Source organism: Rhizobium sp. N731, assembly GCF_001664145.1.
Taxonomy (GTDB): domain Bacteria; phylum Pseudomonadota; class Alphaproteobacteria; order Rhizobiales; family Rhizobiaceae; genus Rhizobium; species Rhizobium esperanzae.
This window is the reverse complement of record NZ_CP013601.1, coordinates 319,644-337,670: the sequence shown is the minus strand read 5'-3', so window position 1 is coordinate 337,670 and position 18,027 is coordinate 319,644. Positions and strand designations below refer to the sequence as shown.

20 protein-coding genes are annotated in these 18,027 nt (G+C 62.6%); 14 read left to right on the top strand and 6 right to left on the bottom strand.

The features are described 5' to 3' along the window. Nucleotides 1-19 precede the first annotated feature (19 nt). The 3 genes from AMK02_RS01695 (at nt 20) to AMK02_RS01685 (ending at nt 2,423) form a co-directional block, all read left to right on the top strand. Complete coding sequence (locus AMK02_RS01695) at nt 20-637, top strand: LysE family translocator (RefSeq protein WP_064800396.1); 618 nt, start codon at nt 20-22, stop codon at nt 635-637. Between the two features lie 145 nt (nt 638-782). Next, nucleotides 783-1,745 carry a cysteine synthase A gene (gene cysK, locus AMK02_RS01690; protein ID WP_064800395.1) on the top strand — a complete coding sequence of 321 codons (963 nt, stop codon included), beginning with the start codon at nt 783-785 and terminating at the stop codon, nt 1,743-1,745. A 216-nt stretch (nt 1,746-1,961) separates the two neighbouring features. Then, nucleotides 1,962-2,423: a hypothetical protein gene (locus tag AMK02_RS01685; RefSeq protein ID WP_237358322.1), complete on the top strand. Its 462-nt coding sequence runs from the start codon at nt 1,962-1,964 to the stop codon at nt 2,421-2,423. A gap of 217 nt (nt 2,424-2,640) precedes the next feature. On the opposite strand, the gene AMK02_RS01680 is transcribed toward AMK02_RS01685, so the two are convergent. From AMK02_RS01680 to rsmI, 5 genes are all read right to left on the bottom strand, one after another. Then, nucleotides 2,641-4,173: a YifB family Mg chelatase-like AAA ATPase gene (locus AMK02_RS01680; RefSeq protein WP_064800394.1), complete on the bottom strand. Its 1,533-nt coding sequence runs from the start codon at nt 4,171-4,173 to the stop codon at nt 2,641-2,643. A gap of 154 nt (nt 4,174-4,327) precedes the next feature. Next, nucleotides 4,328-5,275, bottom strand: a complete 948-nt coding sequence (gshB, locus tag AMK02_RS01675) for a glutathione synthase (protein ID WP_064800393.1) — start codon at nt 5,273-5,275, stop codon at nt 4,328-4,330. An 87-nt stretch (nt 5,276-5,362) separates the two neighbouring features. Next, nucleotides 5,363-5,866, bottom strand: coding sequence for a cupin domain-containing protein (locus tag AMK02_RS01670; protein WP_064800392.1), 504 nt, complete (start codon nt 5,864-5,866; stop codon nt 5,363-5,365). A gap of 119 nt (nt 5,867-5,985) precedes the next feature. Beyond that, nucleotides 5,986-6,354, bottom strand: a complete 369-nt coding sequence (locus AMK02_RS01665) for a YraN family protein (protein WP_064800391.1) — start codon at nt 6,352-6,354, stop codon at nt 5,986-5,988. Further along, complete coding sequence (gene rsmI / locus AMK02_RS01660; protein ID WP_064800390.1) at nt 6,344-7,261, bottom strand: 16S rRNA (cytidine(1402)-2'-O)-methyltransferase; 918 nt, start codon at nt 7,259-7,261, stop codon at nt 6,344-6,346. The genes AMK02_RS01665 and rsmI overlap by 11 nt, the downstream gene beginning before the upstream one ends. A 259-nt stretch (nt 7,262-7,520) precedes the next feature. On the opposite strand from rsmI, the gene dnaN reads away from it, so the two are divergent. The 8 genes from dnaN to AMK02_RS31995 all read left to right on the top strand — a co-directional run bounded on the left by dnaN (nt 7,521) and on the right by AMK02_RS31995 (nt 14,094). Beyond that, complete coding sequence (gene dnaN, locus AMK02_RS01655) at nt 7,521-8,639, top strand: DNA polymerase III subunit beta (RefSeq protein ID WP_064800389.1); 1,119 nt, start codon at nt 7,521-7,523, stop codon at nt 8,637-8,639. Between the two features lie 57 nt (nt 8,640-8,696). Beyond that, the gene (locus AMK02_RS01650; protein ID WP_064800388.1) at nt 8,697-9,605 is read left to right on the top strand and encodes a DUF72 domain-containing protein; all 909 of its coding nucleotides are present in this window, start codon (nt 8,697-8,699) and stop codon (nt 9,603-9,605) included. Nucleotides 9,606-9,700: 95 nt separating this feature from the next. Further along, the gene (gene pmtA, locus AMK02_RS01645) at nt 9,701-10,300 is read left to right on the top strand and encodes a phospholipid N-methyltransferase PmtA (RefSeq protein WP_064800387.1); all 600 of its coding nucleotides are present in this window, start codon (nt 9,701-9,703) and stop codon (nt 10,298-10,300) included. Between the two features lies 1 nt (nt 10,301). Then, complete coding sequence (locus AMK02_RS01640; RefSeq protein WP_064800386.1) at nt 10,302-10,883, top strand: histidine phosphatase family protein; 582 nt, start codon at nt 10,302-10,304, stop codon at nt 10,881-10,883. 6 nt (nt 10,884-10,889) lie between these two features. Further along, nucleotides 10,890-11,597 (top strand): orotidine-5'-phosphate decarboxylase, encoded by a 708-nt coding sequence (gene pyrF / locus AMK02_RS01635; protein WP_064800385.1) that lies wholly within the window; start codon nt 10,890-10,892, stop codon nt 11,595-11,597. Between the two features lie 28 nt (nt 11,598-11,625). Then, complete coding sequence (locus tag AMK02_RS01630) at nt 11,626-11,913, top strand: DUF1330 domain-containing protein (RefSeq protein WP_064800384.1); 288 nt, start codon at nt 11,626-11,628, stop codon at nt 11,911-11,913. A 110-nt stretch (nt 11,914-12,023) separates the two neighbouring features. Then, nucleotides 12,024-13,004 carry a complex I NDUFA9 subunit family protein gene (locus tag AMK02_RS01625; protein ID WP_064800383.1) on the top strand — a complete coding sequence of 327 codons (981 nt, stop codon included), beginning with the start codon at nt 12,024-12,026 and terminating at the stop codon, nt 13,002-13,004. A gap of 643 nt (nt 13,005-13,647) precedes the next feature. Further along, the gene (locus AMK02_RS31995; RefSeq protein WP_237358321.1) at nt 13,648-14,094 is read left to right on the top strand and encodes a type II toxin-antitoxin system VapC family toxin; all 447 of its coding nucleotides are present in this window, start codon (nt 13,648-13,650) and stop codon (nt 14,092-14,094) included. A gap of 119 nt (nt 14,095-14,213) precedes the next feature. Here the strand turns inward: AMK02_RS31995 and AMK02_RS01615 are convergent, their stop codons facing one another. Further along, nucleotides 14,214-15,011, bottom strand: a complete 798-nt coding sequence (locus AMK02_RS01615; protein WP_064800382.1) for an undecaprenyl-diphosphate phosphatase — start codon at nt 15,009-15,011, stop codon at nt 14,214-14,216. Between the two features lie 258 nt (nt 15,012-15,269). Between AMK02_RS01615 and AMK02_RS01610 the strand changes: the two genes are divergently transcribed. The 3 genes from AMK02_RS01610 to AMK02_RS01600 are packed head-to-tail and all read left to right on the top strand — an operon-like array spanning nt 15,270 to nt 18,001. Beyond that, nucleotides 15,270-15,962, top strand: coding sequence for a glutathione S-transferase family protein (locus AMK02_RS01610; protein ID WP_064800381.1), 693 nt, complete (start codon nt 15,270-15,272; stop codon nt 15,960-15,962). Between the two features lie 12 nt (nt 15,963-15,974). Further along, entirely contained in the window at nt 15,975-17,132 is a 1,158-nt protein-coding gene (gene queG, locus AMK02_RS01605; protein ID WP_064800380.1) for a tRNA epoxyqueuosine(34) reductase QueG, read from the top strand. Next, nucleotides 17,132-18,001, top strand: a complete 870-nt coding sequence (locus AMK02_RS01600) for an SDR family oxidoreductase (protein WP_064800379.1) — start codon at nt 17,132-17,134, stop codon at nt 17,999-18,001. Before queG ends, AMK02_RS01600 begins: the two co-directional genes overlap by 1 nt. Nucleotides 18,002-18,027: the final 26 nt, after the last annotated feature.

The window sequence follows — 18,027 nt, the reverse complement described above, 5'->3', positions numbered from 1 at the left end:
GGCAAGAGGGAGCCCATCCATGAGCCTTGCCGCCTTGCTTGCCTATGCCGGAGCGCTGTTCATTGCAGCCGCCATTCCCGGGCCGGGGATTACCGCAATCGTCGCCCGCGCGCTCGGCTCGAATTTCCGCGAGACCTTCTTCATGGGGCTCGGCCTAGTGCTCGGCGACATGACTTATCTCACCGCAGTCATTCTCGGCCTTGCCTTCGTGGCACAGACTTTCACGGAAGTCTTCCTCATCATCAAGATCGCCGGCGCCCTCTATCTCGGCTACATCGCCTGGAAACTCTGGACGGCGGGGCTGCTGCCGCAGGACATCGCGGCGAAGAAATCCAGCAATATCGGCCTGTCCTTCCTTTCCGGTCTGCTGGTGACGCTCGGCAATCCGAAGACGATGCTGTTTTATGTCGCGCTGGCGCCGACGCTGATCGATATCGGCAATATCGGTTTGCGCGACTATGCGCTGCTGCTCGCCGTCACCTTCGTCGTGCTGATATCAGTGCTGGTGCCCTATATGCTGCTGGCCTCGCGGGCACGCACGATGCTGAAACAGCCGCGCGCCCTGCAGGCGCTGAACCGGGTTGCGGCCGGCATTCTGGCCGGCACGGCCGCCTTCATCGCCACGCGGGCGGCCTGAAATAAACATCCGCAAGGAAACGGTTTTCAAAGCTTATTTTCTCTCCCGTCCGCGCGCCGGAAGCGAACGCGCTCTGGCCTCCTGCGGCCTTTGACCCTATTCTCCTCCTCGATTTCAGAAACGGAATTTCAAGGGAGAGCACACCATGTCGCACAAGCCCGGCCGCGGCCGCATCTATTCCTCGATCACCGAGACCATCGGCGACACGCCGCTCGTGCGCTTCGACAAGCTGGCGCGGGAAAAAGGCGTCGTGGCCAACCTGATCGGCAAGCTCGAATTCTTCAACCCAATCGCCTCGGTCAAGGACCGCATCGGCGTGGCGATGATCGAAAGCCTCGAAGCGCAAGGGCGGATCACCCCCGGCAAGTCCGTGCTGATCGAACCGACCTCCGGCAATACCGGCATCGCGCTCGCCTTTGCCGCCGCTGCCAAGGGCTATCGGCTGATCCTCACCATGCCCGAAACCATGTCGGTCGAGCGCCGTAAGATGCTGGCGCTGCTCGGCGCCGAGCTGGTGCTGACCGAAGGGGCCAAGGGCATGAAGGGCGCGATCGCCAAAGCGGAGGAATTGGCGGAGTCGCTGCCCGACGCCATCATTCCGCAGCAGTTCGAAAATCCCGCCAATCCTGAAATCCACCGCAAGACGACGGCCGAGGAAATCTGGAACGACACCAACGGCACGGTCGACATCGTCGTCTCCGGCATCGGCACCGGCGGCACGATCACCGGCGTCGGTCAGGTGCTGAAAAGCCATAAGCCCGAAATCCAGATCATCGCCGTCGAGCCCGCCGATTCCCCCATTCTCTCCGGCGGCAATCCCGGTCCGCACAAGATCCAGGGCATCGGCGCGGGCTTCGCGCCGAAGATCCTCGACACCGGCATCTATGACGAGGTCGTCACCGTCACCAATGACGAAGCCTTCGAACAGGCCCGCCTGGTCGCCCGGCTGGAAGGCGTGCCGGTCGGCATCTCCTCGGGTGCGGCGCTGACGGCCGCCATCAAGGTCGGCCGCCGGCCGGAGAATGCGGGCAAGAACATCGTCATCATCATCCCGTCGTTTGCGGAGCGTTATTTGTCGACGGCGCTGTTTGAGGGGTTGGGGAGCTGAGGTAAGGCTTTATCTCCCGGTTTCCCATTCTTAATCCCCGCGGGAATATTGGGGGCGCTGCGGCGCCCCTAGCTCTTGCTGATGTGATCCGCTGGGGTGAACTTAAAATTGGATAAAACTTGGGGGCAAAGTCACGGTCTATACTGTTAAGCGGGGATTTGCGTTCATCCTTATCGGATCGATGAAAGCTAAGTGCACTGGTGTGAGAAGGAAAGAATGCTGAACGCGCAGGCGCGATTATTATGTACAGCGGTTTTGGTTCTATCGGCTATTGGTCTGCGGCAGACTGCGGCAATGGCGCCGTGTCCTAGCCAGAAAGAACTGCTTGCGAAGGCAGAGATCGTCGTGGAGGCGAGGGTCAGATCACTCTCCATCAGCCCTTCTGGTTTGATAACGACCGACAAAGATTTCCCAGGGCAGCTGGTAAGAGCAGAGTTGGAGATCAAGAAGGTCATCAAAGGAAAGTTCGCTGCAAAGGAGGCGATAGTGTACGGCATCCCATTTCCTCCCGGGCCGTTCACTGAGTTGACTACCATGGCACTAATCTACGGGTACGAGGGCCATGACACATTCGAGTGGGAACTTTCGCAGGCCGACATGGACCATGGTATAGGGTGGTTCAGGATCAATGACTGCATCTATCACAAATTCCCCGAATTAGACGTCGGCCCCCGCTGACGAAGGTGACCCGCCCTGCATTACGCAGAGCTAGTTGCAGACGTTCGTCCCATCGAATTCGGTCTAGACCGAAATTTGTCGTTGATTGAAAGCATCGCTTGTTCCCGATGTCGCGCGAGCAGGGCATTGCTGTCATAGGCTTTATCGCCGAACACCGCCGTGCCCACCTGACCAACGAGAAGAGCAGGACGTCAGCGCGCCCGCGGTCCTCATCTCGCTATGCCGCCGCCGTCAACCTCTCCCCGGCAATCCTGTAGGAAATCGCTTCGGCGAGATGCAAACGGCCGACTGTCGGTTTGTCGTCGAGGTCGGCGAGGGTGCGGGCGACCTTGAGGACGCGGTGGTAGCCGCGGGCGGAGAATTTCATTTTTTCGGCGGCGTCGCGCAAGAGCTGCAAGCCGGCGGCGTCGGGTTCGGCGAGTTTTTCGATCATCGCGGTGGAGCAGCGGGCATTGGTGCCGATGCCCTTGGCGCCGGCGGCTTCGAAGCGCTCTTGCTGGAGTTCGCGGGCGCGGGCGACGCGGCGGGCGACGTCGGCGCTGGCCTCGGCCGCCATCGGGCGGATGAGGTCGGCGGCTGAGACGGCGGGCACGTCAATGCGGATATCGATGCGGTCCATCAGCGGGCCCGAGATGCGGGCCTGGTAATCGCTCATGCAGCGCGGGCCGCGGGCGCAGGTGTGGCCGGGCTCACCGGCCATGCCGCAGCGGCAGGGGTTCATCGCGGCGATCAGCTGGAATTTGGCGGGATAGGAGACGCGGTGATTGGCACGGGCAATGACGCATTCGCCGCCTTCGAGCGGCTGGCGCAACGCATCGAGCGCCTGCGGCGTGAATTCGGGAAACTCGTCGAGGAACAGCACGCCGTGATGGGCAAGCGAGGCTTCGCCCGGCCGGGCGCGTATACCGCCGCCGACAAGCGCGGCCATGGTGGCGGAATGATGCGGAGTGCGGAAGGGCCGGCGATCGGAAAGCTTGCCGCCGGTGAGCTGGCCGGCGATCGAGTGAACCATCGACACTTCAAGCAGTTCGGCGGGCGAAAGCGGCGGCAAGATCGAGGGCAGCCTTGCCGCCAACATCGACTTGCCGGAACCGGGAGGCCCGACCATCAAGAGGTTGTGACCGCCGGCTGCCGCCACTTCGAGGGCGCGCTTGGCGCTTTCCTGGCCCTTGATCTCGGCGAGATCCGGCAGGTTGGCGGCATTGGCGCGGATCGACGGCTCCGGCCGGGAGAGCACCTGCGTGCCGCGGAAATGATTGGCAAGGGCAATCAGGCTGCGGGGTGCGAGAATATCGACCTCGGCGCCGGCCCAGGCGGCTTCGGCGCCGCTTTCGGCCGGGCAGATCAGCCCCTTGCCGAGCGCATTGGCGCCGATGGCGGCCGGCAGCGCGCCTGCGATTGCGGCGATCGTGCCGTCGAGATTGAGTTCGCCGACGACGACATAATCCGAGAGCGCATCGGCAGGAATGGCGCCGAGGGCAGCCATCAGGGCCAGCGCGATCGGCAGATCGAAATGCGAGCCTTCCTTCGGCAGATCGGCCGGCGCCAGGTTGACGGTCACCCGTTTGCCCGGCAGCGCCAGGCCGGAGGCATGAAGAGCGGCCTGCACGCGCTCGCGGCTTTCGGCCACGGCCTTGTCAGGCAGGCCGACGATCTGCATGCCGACCTTGCCAGGCGCGATCATGACCTGGACCTCGACCGGCACGCCTTCGATGCCCTGGAATGCTACCGTACTGACACGCGCGACCATATGCCCACCCTTGTCCCGCAAACTCTTAGAGACCGCCCCGTGGCCGTTAAAAGCCAGCGGTTGCAATCTGGCACGGACGCAGGACTAAAACAAGAACAATAAAAGAACGCAGGCAGATAATCAGCAGTGAGCGCGGTTGTACCCGATCGCAGCCTCAGCCGCGCTTGCGCTCGATCGCGTCCCAGAGCAGGGCCGCGATATCGGCGCCACCGAACTTCCGGACCTCGCGGATGCCTGTGGGCGAAGTGACGTTGATCTCGGTCATGTAATCGCCGATCACGTCGATGCCGACGAGCAGGAAGCCACGTTCCCTCAGCGCCGGGCCGATGCGCTCGCAGATTTCCTTTTCGCGCGCCGTCAGTTCGGTCGCCTCAGCACGGCCGCCGACATGCATGTTGGAGCGGCTGTCATGCTCGGCCGGCACGCGATTGATGGCGCCGGCAAACTCGCCGTCGACGAGGATGATGCGCTTGTCGCCCTTGCGCACGTCGGGCAGATATTGCTGGGCGATGAAGGGCTCGCGGAAAAGCTGGCCGAACATTTCCAAGAGCGAAGAGAGATTGCGGTCGTCGCGGGTGGAATGGAAGACGCCGGCGCCGCCATTGCCGTAGAGCGGCTTCAGGATGATGTCGCCCATCTCGTCGCGGAAGCGGCGGATTTCGGCGGGATCCTTGGTGATCAGCGTCTTCGGCATCAGGTCGGAGAATTCGGTGACGAAGATCTTCTCCGGCGAATTGCGCACCCAGGCCGGATCGTTGACGACGAGCGTCTTCGGGTGGATGCGCTCGAGCAGATGCGTCGAGGTGATATAGGCCATGTCGAAGGGCGGATCCTGGCGCAGCAGCACCACATCCATGGTCGAGAGATCGACGCGCTCGGGCGCGCCAAGCTCGAAGTGATCACCCTTGACGTCGCGCAGCACCATCGGCTCGACGCTGGCAAAGAGCTTGCCATCGCGGAAGCTCAGGCGCTCGGGGGTGTAATGGAAGAGCCTGTAGCCGCGCGATTGCGCTTCCAGGCTCATGGCGAAGGTGGAGTCACCTGCGATATTGATGCCGGCGACATGATCCATCTGGACCGCTACATTGGTGATCTTGGCCATTTCCGTCCCTCGCTGAATGCCGGACAGATGTAGGTCGGCCCGGCATCAAACGCAACGGTCATCGAAGGCTTGCGGCGGTCGCAATTTTCAGGCGGCGATGCCCTGGCTGCCGCCGTTGCGCAGCATGTTGCGCAGCCGGTAGGCGATTGCCAAAGGCTTCGGGAAAGGCTTGCGCAGGAAGGCGACCTTGCGGACGTAAGTGTCGACCCGCCAGCTCGCCCAGGTTCCACCTGCGAAAAAGGCGACGTCGCCGGTGCACAGGGTCCGTTCCGTGCCATCCTCGGCGGTGATGTGGACCTCGCCTTCGAGGATCATCACGGTCTCGTCCCAGCCGAAATACCAGCGGAATTCGCCCGCCGTGCAGTCCCAGATCGCCGTCAGCGACGCCTCGTCATGGCCGCGCGAATGTTCGGCGGTGCGGGCTTCAGGATTGCCGCTGATGATCCAGTCGGGATTGATCGGCGTCGATTTCAGCGGCAGGTGGCCGCTCGCATGCGCGACGAAGGATTTCCCGGCCGGCTTCAGCGCGATATAAGGCACCGAGCGCGCAGCCATGCCGACCGCACTTGCAAGCATCATCTTCCAGGCCATGCAACAACCCCCGATTCTTAATCCCTACCGCGGTGGTGGGTAGCAGAGAGAGGTAAGGAGCTCGTTCAACGCGGGACTAAAATTTTAACAATCCGGCAACTCGACAGCGCCGCAAGTCCTCAGAAGGCGTCGGGAAAGTGCCGCGGCAGCCGACCGGGCATGACCGCGACGATGTCGTAGCGCTGGGAAAGGCGAGCTTGATCCGCCTGACGGGCAAGCCAGAGATCGCTTGCCGCCCGGATCCGCTTCTGAGCGCCGATGGAGACGGCGTCGATGGCCGCAGCCTCGCCATGGCGGGCCTTGACCTCGACGAAGACGGCGAGATCGCCCTTGCGGGCGACGATATCGATCTCGCCGAGCCTGGTGCGGTGGCGCAGCGCCAGGATGCGGTAGCCCTTCAGCATCAGGAAGGCGGCGGCGATATATTCCGACATGAGGCCGCGGCGCAGCGCTTTCCGCTTGGTGGCGGTGAGGTCTTTATCGCCCATTGCCGCTCTTCATCTCCAGCAGGCGCTGGTACAGCGCCTTGCGCGGCAGGCCGGTGAGACGGGCGGCTTCGGTCGCTGCCTTTGCCGTCGGCATCGACATCGACAGGTCCGCAAGCACGGCGTCGACATCGGCCTCGGACGTTTCGGCCGGCTGCGGCGGACCGACGACGAGGACGATCTCGCCCCTGACATTTTCCACCTGCTGGTAATGGGCGGCAAGTTCGGCCAGCGTGCCGCGGCGGAATTCTTCATAGGTCTTGGTCAATTCGCGGCAGACGCAAGCCGTCCGGGCCGGGCCGAGCACATCGGCGGCGGCAAGAAGCGCCGCACCGATGCGATGGGGCGATTCAAAAAAGATCAGCGTCGCCGGGGCTGCAGCCAGTTCGCCGAGACGATCGCGGCGGGCCTTGTCCTTGGCCGGCAGAAAGCCGGCAAAGAGGAAGGCGTCGTTCGGCAGGCCGGAACCGACCAGGGCGGCGAGTGGCGCCGAGGCGCCTGGAATGGGAATGACGCGGTAACCGGCGGCAATTGCCTGCCGGGCCAGCCGGTAGCCGGGATCGGAGACGAGCGGCGTGCCGGCATCGGACACCAGCGCCACCGAGCGGCCGGCTTCCAGCGCCTGGATGAGCCTCGGACCGGCTTCGTCGGCATTGTGCTCGTGGTAGGCGAAGGGACGGTTCTGGATGCCGTAGCGGTCGAGCAGAACGCGGGTGACACGCGTATCCTCGCAGGCGAGCACGTCGGCGCCGGCCAGCGTCTCCAGTGCGCGCAGCGTGATGTCGCCGAGATTGCCGATGGGGGTCGCGACCATATAGAGCGCCGGTTCCAGCGGCCGCGCCGGCACCGCCATGTTGTGCAGGCGGAAGCTTCGCCGGCCGGCGTCCTCCGCTGTGGTTTGCTCGTTCATGCCATTTGCCTTCGTCCCGACGGCCCTTCGCCCCTCATCGGGCCTTTATGGGCGAGCGGCGCCGCTTCGGCAAGGGTTGGGATTTCTGTGAGGATTGCTCCGGAAAACCTGAAATGCGGGGGCTCAGCCGTCCATGCCTCTTGCCATCCAATGCTGAAGTCTGCCATTTTGCCCGTCCACTCCCCCGACCTAAATCGGGAAAGCATTCTTCGGGCCTTCGATGCGCCCGGGCAGTCACGGTCGAAAGCGGTAGCATCCCATGCGTATTACTATTGAGCGGTCAAACCTTCTGAAATCGCTGAACCACGTCCACCGTGTGGTCGAACGTCGCAACACGATCCCGATCCTGTCCAACGTACTGCTCAAGGCCGATGGCCAGAACCTCGACATGAAGGCGACCGACCTCGACCTCGAAATCACCGAGGCGACGCCGGCAAGCGTCGAGCAGCCTGGCGCCACCACCGTTCCCGCCCACCTTCTCTACGATATCGTGCGCAAGCTTTCCGATGGCGCCGAAGTGCTACTGGCGACCAGCACCGACGGCGGCTCGATGACCGTCCAGTCCGGCCGCTCGAAATTCTCGCTGCAGTGCCTGCCGGAATCCGATTTCCCGGATCTGACCGCCGGCACCTTCACGCATTCCTTCAAGCTGAAGGCGACCGATCTGAAGATGCTGATCGATCGCACCCAGTTCGCGATCTCGACGGAAGAGACGCGTTATTATCTGAACGGCATCTTCTTCCACACGATCGAGAGCAATGGTGAGCTGAAGCTCAGGGCGGTCGCGACCGACGGCCACCGGCTGGCCCGCGCCGATGTCGACGCGCCGTCGGGCTCCGAGGGCATGCCCGGCATCATCATTCCGCGCAAGACCGTCGGGGAACTGCAGAAGCTGGTCGACAATCCGGAAGCGATCGTCACCGTCGAAGTTTCAGACGCCAAGATCCGCATGACGATCGGCTCGATCGTCATGACTTCGAAACTGATCGACGGCACCTTCCCCGATTACCAGCGCGTCATCCCCACCGGCAACGACAAGGAAATGCGCGTCGATTGCACGACCTTCGCCCAGGCCGTCGACCGCGTCTCGACGATCTCCTCCGAGCGCGGACGCGCCGTGAAGCTGGCGCTTTCCGAAGGGCAGCTGATGCTGACCGTCAACAATCCGGATTCCGGCAGCGCTACGGAAGAAGTCGCCGTCGGCTACGACACGGATGCGATGGAAATCGGCTTCAATGCCAAATATCTGCTCGACATCACCGCGCAGCTTTCCGGCGAGGAAGCGATCTTCCTGCTGGCCGATGCCGGCTCGCCGACGCTGATCCGCGACACCGCCGGCGACGATGCGCTCTACGTGCTGATGCCGATGCGCGTCTGACGGGAACGAAGGCCGTCTGCCATTGTTTTCCTCCTGTCAAAACGGGAGGATCTCCTCATGAAAAAGACCGGAACTGTGCGTATCGGCATATCCGGCTGGACCTATACGCCTTGGCGCGGCCAATTCTATCCCAAGGATCTGCCACAGAAGCACGAGCTTTCCTACGCCGCCCGGCATTTCCGTTCGATCGAGATCAACGGCACTTTTTACGGATTGCAGCGGCCTGAAAGCTTCGGCCGCTGGCGGGACGAAACGCCCGAGGATTTCGTCTTCGCGGTCAAGGGCTCGCGCTTCATCACTCATATGAAGCGATTGCAGGAGATCGAGACGCCGCTTGCCAATTTCTTCGCCTCCGGCCTGTTGCGGCTCGGCCCCAAGCTTGGGCCTATCCTCTGGCAGTTTCCGCCGAACATGGCCTTCGACCCTGCGCTTTTCGAAACCTTCCTGTCGCTGCTACCGCATGACTCCGACGCCGCGATCACGCTTGCGAAAGGCCATGACGGCCGCCTCAAAGGGCGAGCCTGGCTCCAAAGCGACGCCGATCAGCCGATCCGCCATGCTTTCGAGATCCGCCACGACAGCTTCCGCACTCCCGCCTTCATCGAGATGTTGAGGCGTCACAACGTCGCGCTCGTCTGCGCCGACACGGTGGAGTGGCCGCTGTTGATGGACATCACCGCCGATTTCATCTATTGCCGCCTGCATGGTTCCGAGCAGCTCTATGTCAGTGGCTATGAGGATGAAGCGCTCGATCTGTGGGCCGAGCGCATCCGCGCCTGGGCGACCGGCGGGGATCCGGAACATGCGACGCGGGTGCTTGCGCCGTTGCCTTCGCGCAAGAAGGGCCGCGACGTCTATCTCTATTTCGACAATACCGACAAGAAGCTGCGCGCGCCCGTCGACGCCGCTCACCTCAGCGAAAGGCTTGCCGATCTCATGCCTCATTCCGACCGAAAGGCCGCATGAGCTGTTGATGCCGATGTCCTTATTGCGAAAATCCTTGTCGCGGGAGCGACAAGCAGCATATTAAAACAGTCGATCAACGTGCGGATGGGTGGAGAATGCGTTTAAGGGTCAAGGTGAAGGAACATTTCGGGAAGAGGTTTGATGAGGAGATCCGCTTCTTCCGCGGCATGATGCAGGGGCCGAAGACGGTGGGCTCGATCGTGCCGACCTCCTCGATCACCGCTAAGCGCATGGCCAGCGTCATCGATATGCATTCGGGCCTGCCGGTCCTCGAACTCGGGCCGGGCACAGGCGCCATCACCAAAGCGATCCTCGGCCGCGGCGTGAAGCCGGACAATCTGGTGGCGATCGAATATTCGACGGATTTCCACCAGCATCTGCTGCGAACCTATCCCGGCGTGCACTTCATCAACGGCGATGCCTTCGATCTCAAGACCACGCTCGGCGACTACGGCGACCGGACGTTCGATTGCGTCATCTCCTGCATTCCGCTCTTGAATTTTCCAATGGCGATGCGCGTCTCGCTGCTCGAAAGCCTGCTCGACCGCCTGCCTGCCGGCCGGCCTGTGGTGCAGATTTCCTACGGCGCGATTTCGCCGATCGCCGCCAATCCCGATCGTTATCACATACAGCACTTCGACTTCGTCATGCGCAACATCCCGCCGGCGCAGCTCTGGATCTACCGGCGCGGTTGAGATGTTCGGGCTCTATGTCACCCATCCGCAAGTCAGGATCGATGCGAATATTCCCGTGCCGAAATGGGGCCTTTCCGATGTCGGCGCCGCGCGCGCCCGCAAAGCTGCCGAGAGCGACTGGGCCAGACGGCTGACGCGCATCGTCTCCAGTGACGAGACGAAGGCGATCGAAACAGCCGAAATCCTGGCGGCAGCCTCCGGCATCAGCGTCGAGATCGTCCATGACATGCACGAGAACGACCGTTCGGCCACCGGTTTCCTGCCGCCGCCGCAATTCGAAGAGGCGGCCAACTGGTTCTTTGCCAATCCGGAACAAAGCTTCAAAGGTTGGGAGCGCGCCGTCGACGCGCAGGCCCGCATCGTCGCGGCGGTCAAGGCCGTTCTCGCCACGCATGATCCGGCCGCACCGATCGCCTTCGTCGGCCATGGCGGCGTCGGCACGCTGCTCAAATGCCATCTGGCGGGCCGGCCGATCGCCCGCGACCGCGACCAACCGGCCGGCGGCGGCAATCTCTATGCTTTCGGCCTTGCGGATCTCGGCCTAACATGCGACTGGACGCCCATCGAAGACTGGCGGGGGTGACTTCACATGGACGCACGCGAGCGGTTGATCGTCGGCCTGGATGTACCAACGATCGGCGAGGCGGAAAGATTGGTTTCCACGCTCGGCGACGACATTCTCTTTTATAAGATCGGCTATCAGCTGGTCTTTGCCGGCGGTCTCGAATTCGCCCGCGACCTTGCCGCCGGCGGCAAGAAGATCTTTCTCGACATGAAGCTGCTCGACATCGACAACACAGTCGCTTCAGGCGTCGAGAATATCGCCAAGATGGGCATGTCGATGCTGACGCTGCATGCCTATCCGAAGGCGATGAGAGCGGCAGTGGAGGCGGCGGCCGGCTCCGGCCTCTGCCTGCTCGGCGTCACCGTGCTGACCTCGATGGATGCCGAGGACCTTGCCGAGGCCGGCTATAGCCAGGACCCGCACAGCCTGGTGCTCAGCCGCGCCGGGCAGGCCCGCGCCGCCGGCATGGGCGGCATCGTCTGCTCGGCGGCGGAGGCGGCCGAAGTGCGGGAGATCGTCGGTCCCGACATGGCGATCGTCACGCCCGGCATTCGCCCGACCGGCAGCGACAAGGGCGACCAGAAGCGGGTGATGACGCCTTTCGACGCGCTGACGGCGGGATCAACCCATCTCGTCGTCGGCCGGCCGATTGTCAAGGCGCCCGATCCGAAAGAAGCGGCCCGCGCCGTCCTTAACGAGATGGTGAGCGCGCTCTGGCCGGCAAACCGCTGACTTCAAAAGAGCAAAAAGGGAGAAGATCATGGCCAAGGCATATTGGATCGCCCGCGTCGACGTTCGTGACGCCGAGCGCTACAAGGATTACGTGGCTGCGGCCAAACCGGCCTTCGAAAAATACGGCGCGAATTTCCTAGCGCGCGGCGGCGCCATCACCGAGCTCGAGGGCAAGGCGCGCGCCCGCAACGTCGTGATCGAATTCCCGTCGATGCAGCATGCGGTCGACTGCTACAACTCGCCGGAATACCAGATCGCCGCGAAAATCCGCCAGGAAGTGGCGGATGCGGAAATGGTGGTCGTCGAAGGCGTCTGAGTCCCTTCGCATCCGCAAAACTCGCAGCGCGACAGGCCTTCCCGTCGCGCCGGGATTCGGCTAAGACGGAGCCGATACAGCATCCCGCACAGCCTTTCGAGGAGCCTGCCATGACCCTTGCCAACCTCCCGCCGCTCGTCACCGTGTTCGGAGGCTCCGGCTTCGTGGGCAGGCATGTGGTGCGGGCGCTCGCCAAGCGCGGCTACCGCATCCGCGTCGCCGTGCGCCGGCCCGATCTCGCCGGCTTCCTGCAGCCGCTCGGGAATGTCGGCCAGATTTCCTTCGTGCAGGCGAACCTGCGCTATCGCAACTCGATCGACCGTGCCGTCGAGGGCGCCAGCCATGTCATCAACTGCGTCGGCATCCTGCACCAGACCGGCCGCAACACCTTCGACGCGGTGCAGGAATTCGGCGGACGTGCCGTTGCCGAAGCGGCGCGCAATGCCGGCGCGACCCTCACCCATATTTCGGCGATCGGCGCCAACACCGATTCCGACTCGGGTTATGGCCGCACCAAAGGCCGCGCGGAAGCGGCCATTCTCTCCATCAAGCCCGATGCGGTGATCTTTCGTCCGTCGATCGTCTTCGGACCGGAGGACAGCTTTTTCAACAAGTTTGCCGACATGGCCCGTATGTCGCCTGTCCTGCCGCTGGTCGGCGGCGGCAAGACGAAATTCCAGCCCGTTTATGTCGAGGACGTCGCCGAGGCGGTCGCCCGCGCCGTCGACGGCAAGGTTGCCGGCGGCAAGATCTATGAACTCGGCGGACCCGAGGTGCTGAGCTTCCGCGAATGTCTCGAGATGATGCTGAAGGTGACGAGCCGCAAGAACCCGCTGGTGTCCCTGCCCTTCGGTCTGGCTTCGCTGATCGGCAGCATCGCCTCGCTGATCCCCTTCGTGACACCGCCGATCACGCCGGACCAGGTGCGCCTGCTCAAGCGCGACAACGTCGTATCCCCAGAAGCCGAGGCGGAAGGCCGCACATTGAAGGGCCTCGGCATTACGCCGACCATGCCGGCATCGGTGCTCGGCTCCTACCTCGTGCAGTACCGTCCGCACGGCCAGTATACCGGCTCCGGCAAGGCCGCCTGACCATCTTTCCCGAGGAACGATAACGCCGTCCGCCGGTCCTGCGGGCGGCGTTTTGCTTTGCCGCAGCACCTTAACCGTTGCGGCGTCCTGAATGGTGTGCGACGCCGCCATGCCGGCGCAAGCTCGGCCTGTTTTCCTGCCGGCTATAGCGAGCAGCGTTGCATAAAAGGCGCAGCGGAAATTTTGTGGAATTAACACCAAATTTAGCAGGAACGTTTATTGCTATTTGTCATTCCACTGACTACCAAACCCCGCGTCTTCCAACGGACTCAATGTCTGCGAAGGCGCGCGGCAATCACTGTGAAAGGCATTTCTCGATGGGCAAGTCAATCGCGCTCCTTTTTGCGTGTGCGGCGCTGATTATCATGGCAGGTTCCTTCGTTGCGCCCGGTTCGGTCGCGGCGGTCAAGGGCGACTGCTCGCCGGCCTACGGCGTCGATCCTTGCTCGACGGCTTCGATCAGCCACTGACGACCGGGCGTCTTGCCAGACGCGCAAAGGACGCTCCAACACTCCGAAAATTACGCATCGACCTGCGAAAATCGAAGCCGGTTTTCGAGCCGATGTGGTAGGTCATTGCAAAACCGTCTCTTGTAATACGCTTTCAATAGCTGTGGTCGGAAGGCTTTTGAGAGGTTGAAAAGATGTTGCAGGTGCCACAAGAGACCGAACGCCTTGCGCGGCTAGTCGCCGACCGTACGGGGCGAAGCGCCGAAGACGTCGTTCGCATCGCGATCAAGCGTGAAGCCATCACCTTCGGAGTGCTCGACAAAGCCGAAGCACCGGATGACAGCGGAGGAAATGCTCGCCTTCGGGGAGAGGATTGCAGCCATGCCCGTGCTCGATCCGCGCAGCCCGCAAGAGATCATGGACGACTTGAACGCAGTATGATCGTCATCAACACGTCTGCGCTGATCGCCATCTTCGAGAAAGAAGCCGACGCTTTCGGACGATTCGGCAAAGGAATTCATTCGAAAGCCAAGCTCAACCTTGCCGATTGTGCCGCCTACACGCTGGCGACGAGCCTATCTCTGCCCCTCCTCTTCAAGGGCGACGACTTCGCCCATACGGACATCGAACCATGGCATTGATCGCATGGATGTCGCCCCGTGATCAAACGGCACCGGCAGCTTCGCAGGATCAGCAGCCGCGATAGGGTGCATCGCATCCGCGCCGGGAGTTGCGCGAACGCGTTGCGGGTGGGGATGCCTCAGGCGATCAGGCCAGTCGCGGCCATGCCGAGCAGCAAGACGCCGAGAATGATGCGGTAGATGGCAAACAGCGTGAAGCGGTTGCTTCTGATATAGGCGAGCAGCCATTTGACGGCGATGAAAGCGACGATCGTGGAGACCACGAAGGCGATGGCGAGCGCCGTCCAGTCTTCACCTGCCGCGCCGCCGTCCTTGAAGGTCTTCAGCAGTTCATAGCCGCTTGCGGCGTACATTGTGGGGATGCCGACGAGAAAGGCAAATTCGGTCGCCGCGGCGCGATTGCCGGTGCCGGCCAACAGGGCGACGAAAATCGTGGCGCCGGAGCGTGACGTACCCGGAAAGACGCCGGCAACGATCTGGGCGATGCCGACCAGGATGGCGACAAGCCAGGTGATCTGCTTATGCGGCGGCCGGCGCGCGGCGGCCCATTCGGCAAAGATCATCCAGACGCCGCCGATGATGAGCGCCCAGGCGATCGGCGTCGCGGTCTCGGGAAGTTCAAAGCCGAGCTTCTTGACGACGAGCCCGAGGATTGCGGTGATGAGAAATGCGACGATCAGTTTGGCGGCATAGTCCCTATTCTCAGGTTCGCGCCAGCCGAGCACCAGATCCAGCAGGCGGCGCCAGTAGATGATGGTGACGGCAAGGATGGCGCCCGCCTGAATGACGATGTTGAACATGTCCGACCGGTGGCCGAGCCATTGCTCTGCAATGATGAGATGGCCGGTGCTGGAGATCGGCAGAAACTCGGTGATCCCCTCGATGACACCGAGAATGGCGGCATTGATATAGTCCATAAATTGTCTCCGGTTTAAAGGTCGTTCGGACCGAGCATCTCCTGCAGGAAATGCTCAGAGCTGCGTCTGAGCCGATCAGGCAGCCGTTATCCTCATAGGCAAGACGTGTGTTTTGTCCCTTGTCAGATGGCGTGAAAGCCGATTCGCTTGTATTGGCCGGGCCAAGCTCCTATAGCTTCAACCAATGAGTCATGACTAAGGCGCTATAAACGAGCTGCCACACAGTCCTGTAACAGCAATCATAAAGCCCGAGTATCGATGCCCACGCTTTATCATCATCCCATGTCCTCCGCATCTCGCTTCGTCCGGCTGATCCTGGCGGAATACGGCTATCAGACGGATCTGATCGAAGAGCAGACATGGGAGAAGCGCCGGGATTTCCTGGCGCTCAATCCGGCCGGTACGTTGCCGGTCTATGTCGACGACAGCATGCGTGCGCTTTGTGGCGCGAGCGTCATTTCCGAATATCTCGACGAGACGCACGGGGTCTTGAAGCGCGACCGTCGGCTGCTCGCCGAGGATCCTTTCCAGCGGGCGGAAATCCGTCGGCTGACCGAATGGTTCATGCAGAAAATGGAAAACGACGTGACGAAGCCGCTCGCACGTGAGCGTGTCTACAAGTTGCAGATGACATCAGATCAGGGTGGCGGAGCGCCGGATTCGAAGATTTTGCGCACGGCCCGCGCGAATATCCGCCAGCATATGCGTTATCTCACCTGGCTTGCCGGCTCGCGCCAATGGCTGGCGGGGGAGCGAATGAGCTATGCGGATCTTGCCGCCGCCGCCTCGGTGTCGATCCTCGATTATCTCGGCGAGATCGAGTGGGCCGAAGCCCCCGTCGTGAAGGAGTGGTATCAGCGGCTGAAGTCCCGCCCGTCTTTCCGGCCGATGCTGACCGAGCGCGTGCGCGGCCTGACCCCCGTTTCACACTATGCCGATCTGGATTTCTGACGAGGGCTCTTCATGCCCGAAGCTTATAGAGACGACAAAGAGCGGCGGCGCCGCGACAATTTGACCGACTTCGTTCGGGCGGAATCTGCGGCCAAGGGCTTCGATCTCTGCCGCATCACGCGCCCTGACGCGATCCCCGAAGCCAAACAGCGTCTCGGTGAGTTCATCGATGCCGGGCGGCACGGCACGATGGAGTGGATGGCGGAAACGCGCGAGCGGCGCGGCGATCCGCTGACCCTCTGGAGCGACGTGCGATCCGTCGTCGTCTTCGGCCTCAACTACGCCCCGGAAGAAGATCCGCGCGGCATCCTCGACAAGCCGGACAAAGCGGCGATCTCCGTCTATGCCCGCAACCGCGACTATCATGACCTCATCAAGGGCAGGTTGAAGGAGATCGCCACGCGCTTTGCGGCGCGGGCCGGTGCCGACGTGAAAGTGTTCGTCGATACCGCGCCGGTCATGGAAAAGCCGCTGGCGGCGGCGGCCGGTCTCGGCTGGCAGGGCAAACACACCAATCTCGTCAGCCGCACACATGGTTCGTGGCTGTTTCTCGGCACGATGTTCACCACCGCCGATCTTGCCGTCGATGCGCCGGAGATCGATCATTGCGGCTCCTGCCGCGCCTGTCTCGACGTCTGTCCGACCGCCGCCTTTCCGGCGCCTTACCAGATCGACGCGCGGCGCTGCATCTCCTATCTCACCATCGAACACAAGGGGCCGATCAACCCCGATCTGCGGGTGCTGATCGGCAACCGCATTTACGGCTGCGACGACTGTCTCGCCGCCTGCCCCTGGAACAAGTTCGCAAGCTCCGCCTCCGAAATGAAGCTGCAGGCGCGGGAAGAGTTGAAGGAGCCGTCGATCGCCTTTCTGCTGACACTCGACGACACCGCCTTCCGTGCCTTTTTCAGCGGCTCGCCGGTGAAGCGGATCGGCCGTGACCGTTTCGTCCGCAACGTGCTGATCGCTGCCGGCAATTCCGGCGAGAGGGCGCTCATCCCGCAATGCCGCCTGCTCGCCGACGATGCCTCGCCGGTGGTGCGGGGGATGGCGGTCTGGGCGCTTTCAAGGCTGATGACGGCTGGCGAATTCTCGGCCTTTGCCGCACAAAGGGCTGATGAGAGCGACAACGACGTACTGAACGAATGGCGACTGGCGGGAGTGGGCTGATGCATGTGATGATCTTTGGCTGCGGTTTTTCCGGCACGGCGATTGCCAAGGCCTTCGCCGGCGACGGCGTGCGCGTCTCCGGAACGACCCGTTCGGCAGAGAAGATGAAAGCGCTCCGCCGCGCCGGCATCGAGGCATTCCTGTTCGATGGTGAGACCATGGAAGAGGAACTTGTCCGGGCTTTGGCCGATGTTACTCATCTGGTGCAGTCGATCTCGCCGGGAAAGGCCGATCCGCTGTTGCGACTGCTCGATAAGGACGGCGCCGGCCTGCTGCCGAGGCTCGAATGGATCGGCTATCTCTCCACCGTCGGCGTCTATGGCGATCACCAGGGCGCATGGATCAACGAGGAAACACCTTGTGTGCCTGTCTCCGGACGCTCGAAGGAGCGGCTCGAGGCGGAAGAAGGCTGGCTGGCAATGGGCCGCGAGCGTGGCGTTCCGGCGGCGGTGCTGCGTCTTTCCGGCATCTACGGGCCGGGGCGCAACGCCTTCTGCAATCTCGAAAACGGCACGGCGCGGCGGCTGATCAAGAAGGACCAGGTCTTCAACCGCATCCGCGTCGAGGACATCGGCGCGGCGGCGCGCTTCCTGTCGGAGCGCGGCCTCGGCGGCATCTACAATGTCACCGACGACCGGCCGGGGCCGCCGCAGGACGTGATCGTCGAGGCGGCACGGCTGATGGGCGTCGAACCGCCGCCGGAACAGGCTTTCGAAACCGCCGAACTGACCCCGATGGCGCGCTCCTTCTACGGCGAGAACAAGCGGGTTTCCAATGCGAAACTGAAGGCGGCCGGTTTCGGATTCTCCTTCCCGAACTACCCGATGTCGCTTGCACAATTGTGGCAGGACGGACGCTGGCGCGGTTAGATGCGGGCGGTCAGAGTCATCACCCA

Excerpts from the sequence above, each read along its gene's own strand:
- AMK02_RS01695 (WP_064800396.1), top strand. The coding sequence starts at position 20 with ATGAGCCTTGCCGCCTTGCTTGCCTATGCCGGAGCGCTGTTCATTGCA.
- cysK (WP_064800395.1), top strand. The coding sequence starts at position 783 with ATGTCGCACAAGCCCGGCCGCGGCCGCATCTATTCCTCGATCACCGAG.
- AMK02_RS01685 (WP_237358322.1), top strand. The coding sequence starts at position 1,962 with ATGCTGAACGCGCAGGCGCGATTATTATGTACAGCGGTTTTGGTTCTA.
- AMK02_RS01680 (WP_064800394.1), bottom strand. The coding sequence starts at position 4,173 with ATGGTCGCGCGTGTCAGTACGGTAGCATTCCAGGGCATCGAAGGCGTG.
- gshB (WP_064800393.1), bottom strand. The coding sequence starts at position 5,275 with ATGGCCAAGATCACCAATGTAGCGGTCCAGATGGATCATGTCGCCGGC.
- AMK02_RS01670 (WP_064800392.1), bottom strand. The coding sequence starts at position 5,866 with ATGGCCTGGAAGATGATGCTTGCAAGTGCGGTCGGCATGGCTGCGCGC.
- AMK02_RS01665 (WP_064800391.1), bottom strand. The coding sequence starts at position 6,354 with ATGGGCGATAAAGACCTCACCGCCACCAAGCGGAAAGCGCTGCGCCGC.
- rsmI (WP_064800390.1), bottom strand. The coding sequence starts at position 7,261 with ATGAACGAGCAAACCACAGCGGAGGACGCCGGCCGGCGAAGCTTCCGC.
- dnaN (WP_064800389.1), top strand. The coding sequence starts at position 7,521 with ATGCGTATTACTATTGAGCGGTCAAACCTTCTGAAATCGCTGAACCAC.
- AMK02_RS01650 (WP_064800388.1), top strand. The coding sequence starts at position 8,697 with ATGAAAAAGACCGGAACTGTGCGTATCGGCATATCCGGCTGGACCTAT.
- pmtA (WP_064800387.1), top strand. The coding sequence starts at position 9,701 with ATGCGTTTAAGGGTCAAGGTGAAGGAACATTTCGGGAAGAGGTTTGAT.
- AMK02_RS01640 (WP_064800386.1), top strand. The coding sequence starts at position 10,302 with ATGTTCGGGCTCTATGTCACCCATCCGCAAGTCAGGATCGATGCGAAT.
- pyrF (WP_064800385.1), top strand. The coding sequence starts at position 10,890 with ATGGACGCACGCGAGCGGTTGATCGTCGGCCTGGATGTACCAACGATC.
- AMK02_RS01630 (WP_064800384.1), top strand. The coding sequence starts at position 11,626 with ATGGCCAAGGCATATTGGATCGCCCGCGTCGACGTTCGTGACGCCGAG.
- AMK02_RS01625 (WP_064800383.1), top strand. The coding sequence starts at position 12,024 with ATGACCCTTGCCAACCTCCCGCCGCTCGTCACCGTGTTCGGAGGCTCC.
- AMK02_RS31995 (WP_237358321.1), top strand. The coding sequence starts at position 13,648 with ATGTTGCAGGTGCCACAAGAGACCGAACGCCTTGCGCGGCTAGTCGCC.
- AMK02_RS01615 (WP_064800382.1), bottom strand. The coding sequence starts at position 15,011 with ATGGACTATATCAATGCCGCCATTCTCGGTGTCATCGAGGGGATCACC.
- AMK02_RS01610 (WP_064800381.1), top strand. The coding sequence starts at position 15,270 with ATGCCCACGCTTTATCATCATCCCATGTCCTCCGCATCTCGCTTCGTC.
- queG (WP_064800380.1), top strand. The coding sequence starts at position 15,975 with ATGCCCGAAGCTTATAGAGACGACAAAGAGCGGCGGCGCCGCGACAAT.
- AMK02_RS01600 (WP_064800379.1), top strand. The coding sequence starts at position 17,132 with ATGCATGTGATGATCTTTGGCTGCGGTTTTTCCGGCACGGCGATTGCC.